General features: G+C 44.9%; 13 protein-coding genes. 7 read left to right on the top strand and 6 right to left on the bottom strand.

Going from position 1 to position 15,587, the window contains the following annotated elements; all coding sequences use genetic code 11:
* Positions 1–300 precede the first annotated feature (300 nt).
* The 4 genes from ACO0LE_RS18190 to ACO0LE_RS18175 all read left to right on the top strand — a co-directional run bounded on the left by ACO0LE_RS18190 (position 301) and on the right by ACO0LE_RS18175 (position 7,351).
* The gene (locus ACO0LE_RS18190) at positions 301–1,797 is read left to right on the top strand and encodes a DEAD/DEAH box helicase (protein ID WP_422957212.1); all 1,497 of its coding nucleotides are present in this window, start codon (positions 301–303) and stop codon (positions 1,795–1,797) included.
* 193 nt (positions 1,798–1,990) lie between these two features.
* Positions 1,991–3,046: a selenide, water dikinase SelD gene (gene selD, locus ACO0LE_RS18185; protein WP_422961753.1), complete on the top strand. Its 1,056-nt coding sequence runs from the start codon at positions 1,991–1,993 to the stop codon at positions 3,044–3,046.
* Between the two features lie 102 nt (positions 3,047–3,148).
* Complete coding sequence (gene tal / locus ACO0LE_RS18180) at positions 3,149–4,093, top strand: transaldolase (protein WP_422961752.1); 945 nt, start codon at positions 3,149–3,151, stop codon at positions 4,091–4,093.
* Between the two features lie 468 nt (positions 4,094–4,561).
* Positions 4,562–7,351: a TonB-dependent receptor domain-containing protein gene (locus tag ACO0LE_RS18175; protein ID WP_422961751.1), complete on the top strand. Its 2,790-nt coding sequence runs from the start codon at positions 4,562–4,564 to the stop codon at positions 7,349–7,351.
* Between the two features lie 113 nt (positions 7,352–7,464).
* Here ACO0LE_RS18175 and ACO0LE_RS18170 read toward each other — a convergent pair whose 3' ends face one another.
* The 5 genes from ACO0LE_RS18170 to ACO0LE_RS18150 all read right to left on the bottom strand — a co-directional run bounded on the left by ACO0LE_RS18170 (position 7,465) and on the right by ACO0LE_RS18150 (position 11,927).
* Positions 7,465–7,605 (bottom strand): integrase core domain-containing protein, encoded by a 141-nt coding sequence (locus tag ACO0LE_RS18170; RefSeq protein ID WP_422961750.1) that lies wholly within the window; start codon positions 7,603–7,605, stop codon positions 7,465–7,467.
* 161 nt (positions 7,606–7,766) lie between these two features.
* Complete coding sequence (locus ACO0LE_RS18165) at positions 7,767–9,779, bottom strand: prolyl oligopeptidase family serine peptidase (RefSeq protein WP_422961749.1); 2,013 nt, start codon at positions 9,777–9,779, stop codon at positions 7,767–7,769.
* A gap of 174 nt (positions 9,780–9,953) precedes the next feature.
* Positions 9,954–10,550, bottom strand: coding sequence for a HupE/UreJ family protein (locus ACO0LE_RS18160; protein ID WP_422961748.1), 597 nt, complete (start codon positions 10,548–10,550; stop codon positions 9,954–9,956).
* 113 nt (positions 10,551–10,663) lie between these two features.
* Positions 10,664–11,101, bottom strand: a complete 438-nt coding sequence (gene rnhA, locus ACO0LE_RS18155) for a ribonuclease HI (protein WP_422961747.1) — start codon at positions 11,099–11,101, stop codon at positions 10,664–10,666.
* Positions 11,094–11,927 (bottom strand): class I SAM-dependent methyltransferase, encoded by an 834-nt coding sequence (locus tag ACO0LE_RS18150; RefSeq protein WP_422961746.1) that lies wholly within the window; start codon positions 11,925–11,927, stop codon positions 11,094–11,096. The genes rnhA and ACO0LE_RS18150 overlap by 8 nt, the downstream gene beginning before the upstream one ends.
* 8 nt (positions 11,928–11,935) lie before the next feature.
* On the opposite strand from ACO0LE_RS18150, the gene gloB reads away from it, so the two are divergent.
* The 3 genes from gloB to ACO0LE_RS18135 all read left to right on the top strand — a co-directional run bounded on the left by gloB (position 11,936) and on the right by ACO0LE_RS18135 (position 14,817).
* Entirely contained in the window at positions 11,936–12,775 is an 840-nt protein-coding gene (gene gloB / locus ACO0LE_RS18145; RefSeq protein ID WP_422961745.1) for a hydroxyacylglutathione hydrolase, read from the top strand.
* A gap of 139 nt (positions 12,776–12,914) precedes the next feature.
* Positions 12,915–14,081: an elongation factor P maturation arginine rhamnosyltransferase EarP gene (gene earP / locus ACO0LE_RS18140; RefSeq protein ID WP_422961744.1), complete on the top strand. Its 1,167-nt coding sequence runs from the start codon at positions 12,915–12,917 to the stop codon at positions 14,079–14,081.
* 160 nt (positions 14,082–14,241) lie between these two features.
* A complete protein-coding gene (locus tag ACO0LE_RS18135; RefSeq protein ID WP_262838891.1) occupies positions 14,242–14,817 on the top strand; it encodes an elongation factor P in 576 nt (191 codons plus the stop codon).
* Between the two features lie 93 nt (positions 14,818–14,910).
* On the opposite strand, the gene ACO0LE_RS18130 is transcribed toward ACO0LE_RS18135, so the two are convergent.
* A complete protein-coding gene (locus ACO0LE_RS18130) occupies positions 14,911–15,411 on the bottom strand; it encodes a hypothetical protein (protein ID WP_422961743.1) in 501 nt (166 codons plus the stop codon).
* Positions 15,412–15,587: the final 176 nt, after the last annotated feature.

The raw sequence follows: 15,587 nt of genomic DNA, 5'->3' as shown, positions 1-15,587 counted from the left end.
AATACTGTATTATCCTGTTTTTGCGCTGCAATATAAATTTGTAGTGACTAAAAGTACCTTGCAGCACCGCAAACCCTGCATATTTGTGATGACACAAATAATGCAATGTAAAAGCCCTCCCGCCCTGCATGTCCAGTAACACATCTTGGACATCATCCCGGCGCAAAGCTTTTTGTGCCGAAATTTCATCGTTTCCTTATTGGTATCCTTTGTTCATTTCGTTTGGTTGGCGTTGCTTTTTTACGCGTATTGCAATCGTATCTACGTTTGCTTTGCGCTGATTTTTAACGAAAGATTAGAATGACTTTTGAAGCATTAGGCTTACACACGTCCGTTATCCGCGCTCTCACTGATGCTGGCTATACCAAGCCAACCGGTGTTCAAGAACAAGCTGTTCCGGCTGCGATCAGCGGCCGTGATTTATTAGTATCCTCACAAACAGGCTCAGGCAAAACTGCCGCCTTCATGTTGCCAGCACTGCACAAATTTGCGACTGCAGCAGAAACCGCATTAGAGTCCCCGGGCAAAACACCCAATCAAGCACAACAGTCAGCACGTGCCCGTGGTGATCGTCCGCGTTTCGTTGCAGCAAAACCAAAAATGCTGGTGTTGACACCAACACGTGAACTAGCTTTGCAAGTAACAACGGCAACAGATAAATACTGCGCTTACATGCGTCGCGTCAAAGCTGTCTCCATTCTGGGTGGCATGCCTTATCCAAAACAAATGCAATTGCTGTCACGCAATCCAGAGATCCTCGTAGCGACACCTGGTCGTTTGATCGATCACATGGAATCCGGCAAAATCGATTTCTCTGAACTAGAGATTCTGGTTCTGGATGAAGCAGACCGCATGCTGGATATGGGTTTCATTGACGATATCGAAAAAATCGTCGCTGCTACGCCAGAATCACGTCAAACCATGTTGTTCTCCGCAACACTGGATGGTGTTGTTGGCAATATGGCTCGTCGTATCACTAAAGATCCGATGATCATCCAGATCGCCGGATCGGCATCCAAGCATGAAAATATTCAGCAAAAAGTCCATTTCGTGGATGATCTGTCTCACAAAAATCGTTTGCTGGACCATTTACTGCGCGACGAAACAGTGGATCAGGCAGTTATCTTCACTGCCACCAAACGTGACGCAGATACGATCGCTGACCGTTTGAATATCGCTGGTTTCGCAGCGGCTGCTTTGCATGGCGATATGCATCAGGGCGCACGTAACCGCACACTAGACGCATTGCGCCGTGGTCAGGTTCGCGTTCTGGTAGCAACAGACGTAGCGGCACGTGGTATCGACGTTCCGGCAATTACTCACGTATTCAACTACGATTTGCCGAAGTTCCCTGAAGATTACGTCCACCGTATCGGCCGTACCGGTCGTGCCGGCCGCAATGGCGTGGCAGTTTCTCTGGTAAATCACGCAGAAGGCATCAACGTAAAACGTATTGAGCGCTTCACCAAGCAATTAATCCCTGTCGATGTAATTGAGGGTTTTGAACCGAAGAAAACAGCGTCACCTGCCCGTAGCGCAGCGCGTAAGCCAAGCGGCTGGCGTCCAGGCGACAGCCGTAGTGCTAACACAGGCACTGGCGGCGGCTATCGCGGCAATAATGCAGCGAACGGCAACCGTAGCGAAGGCACAGGCTACGGCGCAAGCAAGCCAGGTCAACGTACTTTCAGTAAGCCGGCTGGTAGCACCGCTGGTGCGCCACGCAAAGAAGGTAGCGGCGGTTACAAAGGCACTCGTTCAGGCGATACCGGTGCACGTCGCTCTTTTGGCGATCGGTAATCGACTGGCCAGCAGGCAATAGAAAGCTTCAGTTGTAAGCAAAAAATAAAAGCGATCACTTTATGTGGTCGCTTTTTTTATATTGGCTATCACGCCAGAGACTGTTACATAGTACAGTTATCTCGATTACACTAAGCAAATAGACGATAGCAGAATTATTCTGCAAATTAACTCACTCACCTCAAGCCTCAAGATGACCTCAAGTACAGCACCTGTCCGACTAACTTCTTTTTCTCATGGCGGCGGCTGCGGTTGCAAAATAGCGCCGGGTGTTTTGGCCGAGATTTTAAAAAAATCGACAGGATTCCCTATTCCTGCCGCTTTGATGGTGGGGATAGAAACTGCAGATGATGCTGCTGTATATAAGCTCAATGAAGAACAAGCGCTGATTGCGACAACTGACTTCTTTATGCCTATTGTTGATGATCCATTCGATTTCGGGCGGATTGCAGCAACTAATGCGATTTCTGATGTCTATGCAATGGGCGGCACACCGATTATGGCCTTAGCCTTGGTTGGCATGCCCGTCAGTCAATTACCCATTGATGTAATTGGGAAGGTCATTCAGGGAGGCGAATCGATTTGCGCTGAAGCCGGGATACCAATTGCAGGCGGACATACCATCGATTCTGTTGAGCCTATTTATGGCTTAGTCGTGCTGGGCTTAGTACATCCGTCCAAAGTCAAACGAAATGCAGGTGCCAATGTCGGCGATAAACTGATACTGGGTAAGCCACTAGGCGTGGGCATATTATCGGCCGCGCTTAAAAAACAAGCGTTAGATGATGCCGGTTATGCCAGTATGATCAGCAATACCACCAAACTCAATCGCCCGGGAATCGCTTTATCCAACATGGCAGGTGTACATGCGCTGACCGATGTTACTGGCTTTGGTTTATTGGGTCATTTATTGGAAGTGTGCAGAGGCGCAGGCGTAGCCGCAACATTAAGCATGTCCGGGATTCCCCTGCTGCCAAATGTTCTGGCATTGGCCGAGGCCGGGTATATCACCGGAGCATCAGGACGAAACTGGGCAGCCTATGGCACAGATGTTTTACTCGATCAAAAAATCACGGCAACACAACAGGCTTTGCTAAGCGATCCGCAAACATCGGGAGGCCTGCTGGTCGCCTGCGCCCCCGATGATGTCCCGGCAGTACTGGCACTATTCCAAGCGGAACATTTTTCGGAAGCAGCGGTAATAGGAGAAATTATTGCAGGTTCACCAGTTGTCCATGTTGGTACCTGAAGCCATATCATCGTTACGCTAACATTTACACTCTGCCTTAATACCACGCGTTGACTCCGTTCAATTTTACTGACTCACTATTTACCTTCATTTAAGTACATCATGAATCAATTAGAACAACTCAAAAAATACACGACTGTCGTTGCCGATACCGGCGATTTCCAGGCGATGAAAGCTTACACTCCGCAAGACGCGACAACGAATCCGTCGCTAATTCTGAAGGCGGTTCAAAAACCGGAATATCGTCCTATGTTAGAGACGATTATCACCACTCATGCAGGCAAATCCGTCGATGACATCATCGATCATTTGCTAGTTGCGTTTGGCTTAGAAATTTTGAAAATTGTTCCAGGTCGCGTCTCAACAGAAACAGATGCACGCCTGTCCTTCGATACCGCGGCCACAGTTACAAAAGGTCGTAAGCTAATCGCACTGTATGAAGCAGCAGGAATTATGCGTGACCGTATCCTCATCAAAATTGCATCTACATGGGAAGGTATCCGTGCGGCTGAGATTCTCGAAAAAGAAGGTATCCGCTGCAATATGACATTACTGTTCTGTCTGCCACAAGCCGTTGCATGCGCAGAAGCTGGCGCGCAACTCATCTCGCCATTTGTCGGCCGTATTTATGACTGGTATAAAAAGCAAACCGGACAAGAAATTTTCGGCGCAGATGATCCAGGCGTTTTATCCGTAAAAAAGATTTATACCTACTACCGTAAGTTTGGCTACGACACCGAAATCATGGGTGCCAGCTTCCGAAATACATCGCAAATCCTTGAGTTAGCGGGCTGTGATCTATTAACAATCAGCCCGGATCTGCTACAAAAACTCGCAGACTCAACGACCATCTTATCAGCCAAACTTAATAAAGAAGCCGCTCTGGCATCTGATATACAAAAAATTAGTCTCGACGAAAAAGCCTTCCGCTTCCAGCTGAACGAAGATCCGATGGCAACAGAAAAACTATCTGAAGGGATACGTCTTTTCTGCTTGGACACAGAAAAATTAGAACGTATTTTGCGTGAGTATCAGTTAGGCAAATGAAAAAAGTCTCTCTCTGGAACCATTACATAAAATGAACATTCGATAGATAAAAATTTACTCTACGCAATTAATCTTAGTCGAACTTAGTTCATCTGTTAGCTCAAAACACAGGATATCAGCATAAAGTTGCATCTTTAAAATCACACTTGATAAAACTACGCAATTACATCGAAAAAGTACGAACCTACTTTGACAACTTTACCAGTATAAAAACATCAAAAATGGTCTACTTTCCAAATTTCTTATCGTGAAGTTCTGCTAATTATTACGAATATATCAATTGCAATTTATTTGAAAATTTCAGTATCTTCTACGCAACGTTTTCAAGGACAGATGATGGCAAGACGTCACATAATGTGATGTCTTGTCGTTAGCATTATTCTAGATAAATTAGAGTACTTATAGACTTGAATGACAAAAATGGCATAGAAAAATTCTCTGCCTTGCACTGTAACTTTGGGGAAAACAATGAATTTTCAAGAAAAATCGTGCGTCCGATCAGTACGCATTGCGTTGAGCATGTTGGCCTGCTCAACATTTGCAGTTAGTGCAGTACATGCACAAGTCACAGACGAAACTAAAACTGACCAGAAAATCCAAAAAGTAGAAATCACTGGCTCAAACATTAAGCGTATCAACAGCGAAACGGCTTCTGCTGTCCAAGTTATTAGCCGTGATGAAATTGCTAGAACCGGTGCAACAACAGTCCGTGAAGTGCTCTCAACATTAACTGCAAATACAGGTGCACTTACCGATTCTGGTGGCAGTTTATCTTTTGCTGGCGGTGCCTCTGGCGTATCCTTGCGCAACCTTGGCTTAGGCTCTACATTAGTTCTGTTAAATGGACGCCGAATTTCAAATTATGGTCTTGCAGATGGGTATCAAGCTACTTTTACTAACGTAGATGCTATTCCATTTGATATCGTTGATCGATACGAAATATTGCTAGATGGTGCGTCAGCAATTTACGGATCCGATGCAGTTGCTGGCGTAATCAACATTATTACAAAAAAAGAATTCAAAGGTTTAACACTGCAAGCTACTGGACAAGGTTCCACAACCAATAAAAAAATGGATCGAAATGAATCCGTTTCTGCAACTTACGGTTTTGGCGATCTGAATAAAGATGGTTACAACGCATATGCAAACGTAGAGTTGTTCCGTCGGAATCCATACACAGTTAGAGATATTTTTTCAAATGTTGACTCTTGGTACCGTCAGTACAAAGATAAAGGATTCGGAAATACCAGCGGTTATTCCTACCCTGGAAATATCCAAAATCCAGATACCGGCGGTTATAGCCCTGTGGCTGGATGCACAAATGTAGTTAGCAATAGCTGCAGGTATGACCGGTTGCCAAGAGTAGAGGCGATGCCTGACTCGGATCGTGTAAATGTAATTTCAGCTGGTCGCATGAATTTCTCAGAAGCACTTTCGGGATTTTTTGAAATTACCTACTCAAAGACCAAAACCAATTATATGAGTCCGGCTTTTATTTTGGCATCTGGTGCTAATGATCCTTTTTGGAGTTGGTTTGATTCAAAAAATAATAAAGTTATTAGCTATGTTGAGCCTCAAGTACCGGCAAGCAGCTCAGTTAATCCATACGGCGTACCAACATATATCAATTATCGTTTCTTAGATAATAACGGCAGTGTTTTTAATAAAAGAGCGGAAGCAGACCAATATCGCGTACTGGCGGGATTTGAAGGAACCATGGGTGCATGGGATTGGAGTTCTGCTGCGGGTGTGATGGGCGCCAAATCAACATTGAATGATCGTTACTGGCCACATTATGCTAATTTCGTTAATGCAATTGAGAGTGGAGAATATAAATTCGGTGGCGTAAATAGCGCTGAACTTTTGAATCGCATGTTCCCGAACACGACTCTTACTGGTGAAACAAAACAAGCTTTCGCTGATGTAAAGGCATCTAGAGAATTAATGGCATTAGGTGGTGGATCCCTTGCAATTGCCTTTGGTGCTGAGGCGCGCCATGAGTCCATGAGTATTAAAAATAGTGCAAATTTGCTCAATGCTGAAATAGTTAATGCGACGGCAGCCGATATTAGCGGTGCACGTAATATATATGCTGCATTTGCAGAACTGAATGCACCATTCACTAAAGAACTCGAGGCAAATTTTGCAGTTCGTGCGGACAAAGCAGGAAGTGCTGATACCTCTTTGGTTCCGAAACTCGGTTTACGCTACCAGGTTAATCCTGCTCTGATTGTCCGCGGCACTTTAGGACAAGGCTTCCGTGCGCCAAACTTACCAGAATCCTCTCAGGGAGCGGTAACTGGGTACTACAATTCGCAGCGAGATCCCAAGCGTTGCGATACAGCGACTGCTTTGGCAGATGTTTTAAGTCAAGGCAATGCAGACGATCAGAATTTAGCTCAACGGGTGTATGACAGCGGCTGTTCCGTCAGCGTAAACGCGATGATCAAAGGAAATCCAAATCTTCAACCAGAAAAGTCAAATGTCCGCACTATGGGCTTAGTATTTGAGCCGACTAAAAATATCAGTGTAGCGTTGGATTACTACCATATTGAACGCCGCAATGAGATTGGTACTAAGAGCATTACCGATACTCTCAATCAGGAAGATACATTGGGTGGCATTACACGCGGAGCGATTACTGCTGCCGACATAGCAGCGGTCAAACGAGCTAGAGAGCTGGACCCTACAGCACCTAGCTTTACAGCAGGCAATATTACTGGCGCATCACAACAGTATGTCAACCTGAATAAAACTCGTGTCTCTGGAGTAGACGTAGATCTAAAGAGTAAATGGGACTGGGGTAGCTACGGTAAATTTGGCGTTAACCTCAAATCCACCTACCAATTAGATGTCCGCGGATGGGACACTACAACAAATAACTATACTGAAAATTTAGTCGGTACTTATGGCAGAAATCGTGTAGCGAGCGTACTCGAATTTACTCTGTCAAAGGGGGAATTTGACACTGGCTTACGTATTAATCATGTAAGTGCTACCAGTTTAAATACCGATAAATATGATGAATCGTACACACCAGAAGGTTGTGCGGCTCAAAAAATACCAGAGTCTCTGTGCCGTATAGAAGCAGATACAACAGCTGATTTTTCTCTGTCTTATTCAGGTATTAAAAATACTTTCTTGACACTTAACGTCATCAATCTATTTGATCGCCACTCACTGATTAACGTTCGTTCTGATAGTAGTTTGGCAGTTCGTGGTCGTGCAGTTAAACTTGGGCTTCAGTATAAATTTTAATTACTTCATAGCGCCTGTAAAATAGGTGCGCCCAAGAGCAATTGTAGTTAGTCGCTCCAGTTAAAAGCCTTTCAGAAATGAAAGGCTTTTTTACGTTCTGAACTGCCCCAAATTTAGTACGAAACCAACTTGGAGCACGCAGTTAAAAAACGCTCTGCAAATCCGTTCGGTGTCAGGTAACACAGCGAACTGTGTGGCCGTTCGTCATTATATTTCTGACGCCAAGCGCCAATAATTTCTCTTACCTGTTGCATCGATCAAAACCAATGCTCGCTCAAGCAACGTTATCTCTATAGGCATAAAAAAAACTCCAAGAACCTTGGAGTTTTTTTATTTATTTAAATTACAATTCGAATCTTTTACCTTGATAACTACCTAAGAAGTGAATGTAGTAATTCAAATTAAGTCAGAAATATCATTGGCCTATATTCTCACCTAAAAATTTTTCTACGCGAGTCCAAAAATCAACGTTGTTCTTAAGTTGAGACCAACCGTGCCCTTCTTCTGGATATTCGATCCACTCTACTTTAGAATTATGCTCCTTCACAGCCTTCAAAAGTTTAGTCCCATGAACAACTGGAACACGCCGGTCAGCTCCACCGTACGCCAGGATTAGGGGCCGAGTTAGCTTACTCGCATTTTCTAGTGGTGATGTTGCCTTTAATTGAGCAGCATCCTTTTCTTGATCACCTACTTTTTTAGGTAAAAAATAGCGGGTAGTATCGTCATTTGCGTCACTCCATGCAACACTGTAAAGCAAATTAATATCAGAGACACCAACCCATGATATGCCACACTGGTATAAATCGTGTTCCTTGATTAGACCCCACAACGTCGCGTACCCCCCATAACTCGCTCCTGCTATGCATACCCTTTTTGGATCGGCGATTCCTTGAGATATCAACCACCGAGTGCCATCCGTAACATCGTCCTGCATACTTAATCCCCATTGCTTCCATCCTGCTTTATGGTGTTTAAGTCCGTAACCAGTGCTACCTCTAAATTCTGGCTGCAATACTGCATAACCCCTAGAAGCTAGAAACTGTGCCTCAGGATTCCAGCCCCAATGCTCTCCGCGCACATAAGGTCCGCCATGGACTAATACAACAAGTGGGAGATTTTTGTTTTTTCCCTGCGGCAAAGTCAAATAAGCCGGAATTTCCAAGCCATCGCGTGCTTTATATTTCACAAAATCTTGATATGCCATTTGTTCAGGTTTGATCCAAGGACGACTTAAACCTAATACCTTGGTTTGCTCTGTTTTCGTATTAAAAAGTAAGGTCACACCAGGATCAACATCTGAGAATGAAATAACCAACACCGTGTCAGAATCGCCATCGGTACGGACGCTGATACGATTTATCTTGCCAGGAATCAATGCATCAATTTTTTGCTGAATTGCTTTGTATCTTTCATCTAACCAAAGCGTGCCAGGGGCATCAGTTTCAAAATGAACTCCCAATAATTTGTTCGTCTTTTTATCAAATACCGGGGAACCGTTATAGTCGTATCCTTTCAAAGAGACTACCGGCTCAGGAGACATTTTATTTTTATCTAAGTCATATGAGTACAATGCGCGAGTGTCGTGATTGAACAATGCAGTTACGTAAAAAGTACCATCAGGCGCAAAAAATTCCGGCTTAACTCCCTCCTCATCCATTGCATCAGAATCAAAAAGCTTTACCCACTTATCTGCACGTTTTATGTAACTAACATTTTTGCCTTCTTCAAATGTAACCACGGCGCGCGGCACACCATCCTGATCGACAATCCATTGTTCTACGTCACCAGGTCTTTGTATCGTTGTAGTTTGACCTGTTCGGGTATTTAAACGCAACAAGTTGACAGTCCCTCGTCGCTTACTTCCAGAATCAATATATTCAGTAACATAAATATCGTCTGTATCTTTCTCCCTGATGACATCATGAAAAGCATGACGCGGCGAAAGAATGCGCTGAGTCTTTCGCTCAGAAGAAAATTGCCTCTCGATAAGTTGTCGTTGATTGCCCCCATCAACATCAACCGCAAATAAACCAGATCCAGAATAAGTATCTCCCGGCGCAGTTTTTCGATCCATTAAGCTGTAGACCAAACGCTTATTATTTACCCAATAAAACTGGCCAACATCGACTTCAGAGTAGCGAGCCAAGATTTTGGGAGTATTGGTATTGACGTCCATGATAGCCAGCATTAAACGATCTCTCGAATCTGCTGCAAGCATCGCCACCCATTTACCGTCAGGTGACAAACTCGCTTGGCTGAATTCAGAATTTTTAAAAAAACTCTCAACAGGGATTAGCTTGTTAGCATTGATCGTGACGGTGCTCGCATCAGAGGAAATTGAGACTGCTAAAAATAAAGCGGCACTAAAAAATTGAACTACAACTTTATTGCACAAGGTGAATGTTAGATTTAGTTGGCGTGTCATAAAAAATATTTTAAGTGTCAAGAAAAAGCAGTATATCTATTTGAATGCTCAAAACCAATAAATATTATTCAACAATTTGATGTGCCATCGCATACAAAAAAATATTCGTCTTTTATTGAATTGAGACCTATCAACCGGCTCACACTTTCGATGATGAGAGATGGCTTTTTGAATTTAAATAGTTAACCAATATGCGCCGATTAAAGCAATTCCAAAACCACTCAAACGCAATATAGTTTTCATTCTTGAGCTAGTTGCAAACCAGCTTAAACCAAGTCCAGAAACATGCAATATCAAAGTAGCTGCTACAAATCCAGCACCTGCGTTGACAATGGATAATTTAGTGGAAATCTCTATTCCATGCGCGTAGCCATGCAAAGCGCCAAACACAGATACGATAAGCGTCGCTGACCATAATGGCATTTTGACGGCAAAAGCGATTAACAGGCCAAGTACCGCTAACGAGCTTGCTATACCTGATTCAAACAGCGGCAGTGGATAACCGGAGCGCGCGAAGACAGCGCCTGCCACCATCATTAGCGGGAAACAAACAGGCAGTACCCATAAAGCTGCGCGCTTATTTTGCGCAGCCCATAAACCTATCGCGACCATCGCCAGAATATGATCCAGCCCGGAAAACGGATGCGCAAATCCATCGGCAAATCCCATCACCTCCATATGCACGCCATCATGTGCGAAAGCCGACAAGGCATACACGGATAAGAGGCCGCCAATAACAGCCCGGTATAAGGTTTTTTCGCTGATACGCACTTTATTCTCCCCTATAAAAGCGCACTTATTTGGCGCAGATCTTCAATAGTATTCATCTCGAGCAAAAAGTATGCCTTGCGCTTGCTTGGCCGGGCTTCATCGGACTTAACCGCTTACGACAGTACTGACTCAACGCCGCGATTCGCTAGTTGATCCGCCCGCTCATTACCTGGATGTCCGGCATGTCCCTTCACCCACTTCCATTCAATCTGATGAGTAGCCTGAGCCTGATCGAGTTGCTGCCACAAATCGACGTTCTTTACGGGTGCTTTGGATGCCGTCTTCCAGCCTTTGGCCTTCCATCCCTGTATCCATTCTGTAATCCCTTTTAAAACATACTGGCTATCAGAGTGCAAAGTGATATGGCAAGGGCGCTTTAGCACCGACAAAGCCTGGATTACTGCCATCAATTCCATGCGGTTGTTGGTCGTATCTTTTTCACCGCCAAACATTTCTTTCTTATTCTCACCGGCAATCAACAAAGCCCCCCAGCCACCCACGCCAGGATTACCTTTGCACGCACCATCTGTAAAAATTTCTATCTTATCCATGATTCTTATTGCGATTGGTCACGGGCACTGCATTACCGCGCGCTGCACGTTTATGCTTCCATGCCGGACCAATTAAATGCATTCCTTTAATCCGTTTAATTGCTTGTATAGTGTAAGTTGCGCCGAAATAAGGCCACCACCTCGATCCCACATTTTCCATCAAACCGCTGCGCTTTAGCCACTTCTCCGTCCGAAACGGTGGTGCGTAACAGCCAAAATCGGTGTGATTCACCTCCATATTCAAAAGCTTGAGCCAGTCTTTCATCCTCGGCACGCTGATGAAATCACCTTCTTTCGGTAAAAAATAATTCCCAGCAAGACGCCCTGCCGCTTGCCGCCCCCCCCACAAACTTGCACGATTAAATCCGCAAATAATCACGCGACCTTCAGGAATCAAAATCCGCTCTACCTCACGCAAAATCTGATGGGGTTCTTCGGCAAATTCTAATATGTGCGGCAAGACAACGAGATCAATGCTATGCGAGTCAAACGGCAGTTCACAAAAATCGTGACAAAGCACGATAGGCGGCACAACGGGATTCACACGATCTGACATATCGGCCGCATCAGATAAGTCCGACATAGTTACCATGTCACGTCGCTTAGCTGGTGACGCTAGCAAGCCGTTATTCGTCCGCCATTTATTAGGCATACGATTCGCTCTCAAGGCATCAATTTGTGGCAAGCCGATTTGCACTGCATTAAAGCCAAAAATATCCACAGTGAGTCGATCGAGCAATGACTGCTCCCAGTCGAGAATATAGCTGCCTGCAGGCTGAGCCAACCATGCACCGAGGTCTATAATGGGACTTTTATCTGTATTCATCTCAAATCATGATTAGTCCGGACAACTCACCAAATGTGTTTTCATCCCAGCATCCGGGTAGCAAAAAAGCTGCGCTCAGTATATTGACTGTACCCGCATTTGACGACAACTATCTGTGGCTTATTCATAACGGCGTAAATGCAGTCGCTGTGGATCCGGGCGATGCCAATGCCATCATTGCTGCACTGGATTTACATCAATTACGCTTAACGGCTATTTTACTCACACACCACCATAACGATCATATAGGTGGCGTGCCGTCCTTATTGCAACTCCACAAAGTCCCAGTATACGGCCCGGCGAATGATGGCATCGCCGCAGTAACTCGTCCTTTACAGCAAGATCAAAAATTGACTTTATCAGAAATAGGGTTAACGCTGAATGTGCTGGCAGTGCCGGGTCATACTTCAGGTCATATTGCCTACTTCGCCCCTGAGCAGCATTGGCTGTTTTGTGGCGACACCTTATTTGCCGGTGGCTGCGGACGTTTATTCGAAGGTACACCTGCGCAAATGCTGCAATCACTCGATCGCTTAGCAGCATTACCGGAGGATACCGAAGTGTACTGTGCGCATGAATACACGATGTCTAATTTGCGATTTGCCAGAGAAATAGAGCCGGATAATCAAGCGTTACTAGAGCGCATCGTCGCCGAACAAAAAAAACGTGATGAAAATATCCCGACCGTACCAAGTCAGATCAGTCTGGAAAAACAAACCAATCCATTTTTGCGTATCAGGGAAACTGCTGTCATTCGTCGCTTAATCGACGCTGGTAAAATCCCGGCAAATCAAAGTGACGCGAGCAACTTTGGCGCTTTGCGCGAATGGAAAAATAATTACCGCTAAACGATGCCTCAAGGCATATGCCAACTGATCAGAATGCAGTGAGGCTTACTACATTGCTTCCCATGTTCTTCATCACACTCTTTATCACATTCACTCATAGTAATGCTGATTACAAATTGTACAATCTGAACGATTTACTATGCATTTAGAAAAAACGCCGACAACATCGCTCGCAATTTTTTGCAAAGTTGTAGACAACTACGGCGACATCGGCATTTGCTGGCGTCTGGCCAGGCAGCTGGAACAAGAACATCAGATCGCCGTCACCTTATGGGTAGACGATTTGCACAGCTTTCAACGAATTTGTCCTGCCGTTAATATTCATTATGATGAGCAACGGCTCGCTAATGTCGTCATCAAACATTGGCATAATCAGGAAGCACAGTTTACGCCTGATGACATTGCGGACATCGTGATCGAATTTTTTGCCTGTGATATTCCGCCAGCCTACATTATGGCAATGTCAATGTGCGTGCCGCGTCCGGTCTGGTTAAATCTCGAAGGCCTGACTGCCGAAGAATGGGTGGAAGGTTGCCATACATTACCATCGCCACATCCCAGACTATCACTGACAAAGCATTTTTTCTTTCCCGGATTTACCGATAAAACCGGTGGCTTATTACTAGAGGCCGAACTGGAGAAAAATCGCAAAACTTTTCAGTCCAATCCCGTTGCAGCAAGGAACTTTCTTGCTCAATTAGGTGTTACGCCATCGGAAATGACAGCGTTCAAAGTCTCTTTATTTTGCTATCCGCAAGCACCCGTTTCAGCATTATTCAAAGCTTGGGAAAGGAGCTGCACGCCGGTCACTTGCCTGGTACCGGAAGGAGTAGCCTCATCGGCAGTCGGAATGTTTCTCGGCGAAGAAGCCCTTGCCGGCACCTCGTCAACGAGGAGTGCATTGACAGTTCGCGTGCTGCCTTTTATCCCCCAACCAGACTACGACAAACTGCTATGGGCATGCGACCTCAACTTTGTAAGGGGAGAAGATTCTTTCGTCCGCGCTCAATGGGCAGGCAAGCCATTCATCTGGCATATTTATCCTCAAGACGAGAACTTACATCACGTTAAATTGAAAGCATTTTTACAGCGTTATTCGCCGGATATTGCAAGTGCTGCCACATTCTCATTGGCCTGGAACGATGCTCTTAATCATGAGGGTCCGGTTGACTGGACCTCAATCTGGCAATCCACTCTGGCAGATATACAAAAAATTACGAATCACTCTATCGATTGGCAAGCGCAATTGCACAAAAATGGTGATTTAAGCAGCAATTTACTCAGGTTTGCCCGTTCACTTAAGTAATTAGCGGGTAAAAATGAGGTAACATGTGCGGTTAATTTTTGACGTATTTGAAAATGACTTATCTAATTCAATCAGACGTAGGCTTGCAAGGCTCACTACCCAAAGTAGCCAGTAGGTGACAGATGATTTTTATGCAACCACCTTTTTACGTATATTCACTATGAAACCTGCAAAAGAAATTCGTGTTGGCAACATTATTATGGTCGACAGCAAGCCTATGATCGTTTTGCGTTCTGATGTCAATGGCTCAAGCCGCACGGGCTTCACCTACAAGTGGAAGATGAAGAATCTGCTGACAAACAGCCCGCAAGAAAACGTATTCCGCGGCGATGACAAATTCGACGTCGTTGTACTGGACAAAAAACCGGTTACTTATTCTTACTTTGCCGATCCTTTGTTTGTATTCATGGACGCGGACTATGAGCAGTACGAAATTGAAGAAGAAAATTTGGGCGATGCATTGCACTACCTGAAAGACGGCATGGAATGCGAAGCGATTTTCTATGATGGAAAAGCCATCTCGGTCGAATTGCCAACGACGATCGCACGTCAGGTTATCTACTCTGAGCCAGCAGTTAAAGGCAATACATCAGGCAACGTGTTGAAAGAAGCAAAGATCGAAAATGCGATAGAAGCGCATTGCCACACAGTTCAAGTGCCACTGTTTGTGAGCCAGGACGATGTAATCGAAATCGATACGCGTACCAACGAATACAAACGCGTAGTACGTAACTAATACTCGTTATATTTGCCGGAATACCGGAATAAAAAAGCTGCCGCGCCTGTCAATCAGGCCGGCAGCTTTTTTTCGTCCATTGATTTGGTAGCGCTAACTACCGGATTTGACTATTTTGATTCCAAATTTGTAAGCCTCTGATGCGATGGCGTCAGGACTTGCCTTCGCAGGACTTACGCTGACTAAAGAAAAACGATAAGCGCCATAGCTAGCATCACCTGGCAAATTCATCGCGGGCGGTGCAGATGTTCCGATTACCAGTTTTTCTTCCGCCTTACCATTCATACTGACTTTTACACTCACTGTTGCCTGCCCTGCCCAGACGCAGCGCGTATTAACAGGGCACCGACTATCCGTAACATCCGTCACTTCAAGTTTTAGCACCCCGTCTGCAGAAGTCACAGGCTGATGATAAGAAAGCGAGATCACTTGTGGTTCCTGATCAGCCATCGCAATTTTCTCCGGGGGTTTTGCAGCACAGGCACTCATCGTCAGCCCTGATGCCAGCAGTATCAACATAGCAGTCATTGAAGTTTGGCTCTGGCGAATACCCTGAAAAATTCGCTGGAGTCCAGATTGAGCAAATACAGGCATAACGTCTCCACATAAAATGAAACTGAAACCGATTAAACATAATCGACAAGATTGTCAGATTAACATAATTAAAAGCGAATGAATAAGGAATGCCACTCCAGATTTTCTGACCAACTCGCCCATCCCTTATACCTTGACAGCATATAAGCAGACGCATTGATTCTTTTACTTTATGC

Origin of the sequence: Undibacterium sp. Xuan67W (genome assembly GCF_049340165.1) — a bacterium.
Lineage (GTDB): Bacteria > Pseudomonadota > Gammaproteobacteria > Burkholderiales > Burkholderiaceae_D > Undibacterium.
The sequence above is the reverse complement of the archived record's forward strand: the minus strand, read 5'-3'. Positions and strand labels throughout refer to the sequence as shown.

What these genes read in the sequence shown, in the direction of transcription:
- ACO0LE_RS18190 (WP_422957212.1), top strand. Translation starts at nt 301, where the DNA reads ATGACTTTTGAAGCATTAGGCTTACACACGTCCGTTATCCGCGCTCTC.
- selD (WP_422961753.1), top strand. Translation starts at nt 1,991, where the DNA reads ATGACCTCAAGTACAGCACCTGTCCGACTAACTTCTTTTTCTCATGGC.
- tal (WP_422961752.1), top strand. Translation starts at nt 3,149, where the DNA reads ATGAATCAATTAGAACAACTCAAAAAATACACGACTGTCGTTGCCGAT.
- ACO0LE_RS18175 (WP_422961751.1), top strand. Translation starts at nt 4,562, where the DNA reads ATGAATTTTCAAGAAAAATCGTGCGTCCGATCAGTACGCATTGCGTTG.
- ACO0LE_RS18170 (WP_422961750.1), bottom strand. Translation starts at nt 7,605, where the DNA reads ATGCAACAGGTAAGAGAAATTATTGGCGCTTGGCGTCAGAAATATAAT.
- ACO0LE_RS18165 (WP_422961749.1), bottom strand. Translation starts at nt 9,779, where the DNA reads ATGACACGCCAACTAAATCTAACATTCACCTTGTGCAATAAAGTTGTA.
- rnhA (WP_422961747.1), bottom strand. Translation starts at nt 11,101, where the DNA reads ATGGATAAGATAGAAATTTTTACAGATGGTGCGTGCAAAGGTAATCCT.
- ACO0LE_RS18150 (WP_422961746.1), bottom strand. Translation starts at nt 11,927, where the DNA reads ATGAATACAGATAAAAGTCCCATTATAGACCTCGGTGCATGGTTGGCT.
- gloB (WP_422961745.1), top strand. Translation starts at nt 11,936, where the DNA reads ATGATTAGTCCGGACAACTCACCAAATGTGTTTTCATCCCAGCATCCG.
- earP (WP_422961744.1), top strand. Translation starts at nt 12,915, where the DNA reads ATGCATTTAGAAAAAACGCCGACAACATCGCTCGCAATTTTTTGCAAA.
- ACO0LE_RS18135 (WP_262838891.1), top strand. Translation starts at nt 14,242, where the DNA reads ATGAAACCTGCAAAAGAAATTCGTGTTGGCAACATTATTATGGTCGAC.
- ACO0LE_RS18130 (WP_422961743.1), bottom strand. Translation starts at nt 15,411, where the DNA reads ATGCCTGTATTTGCTCAATCTGGACTCCAGCGAATTTTTCAGGGTATT.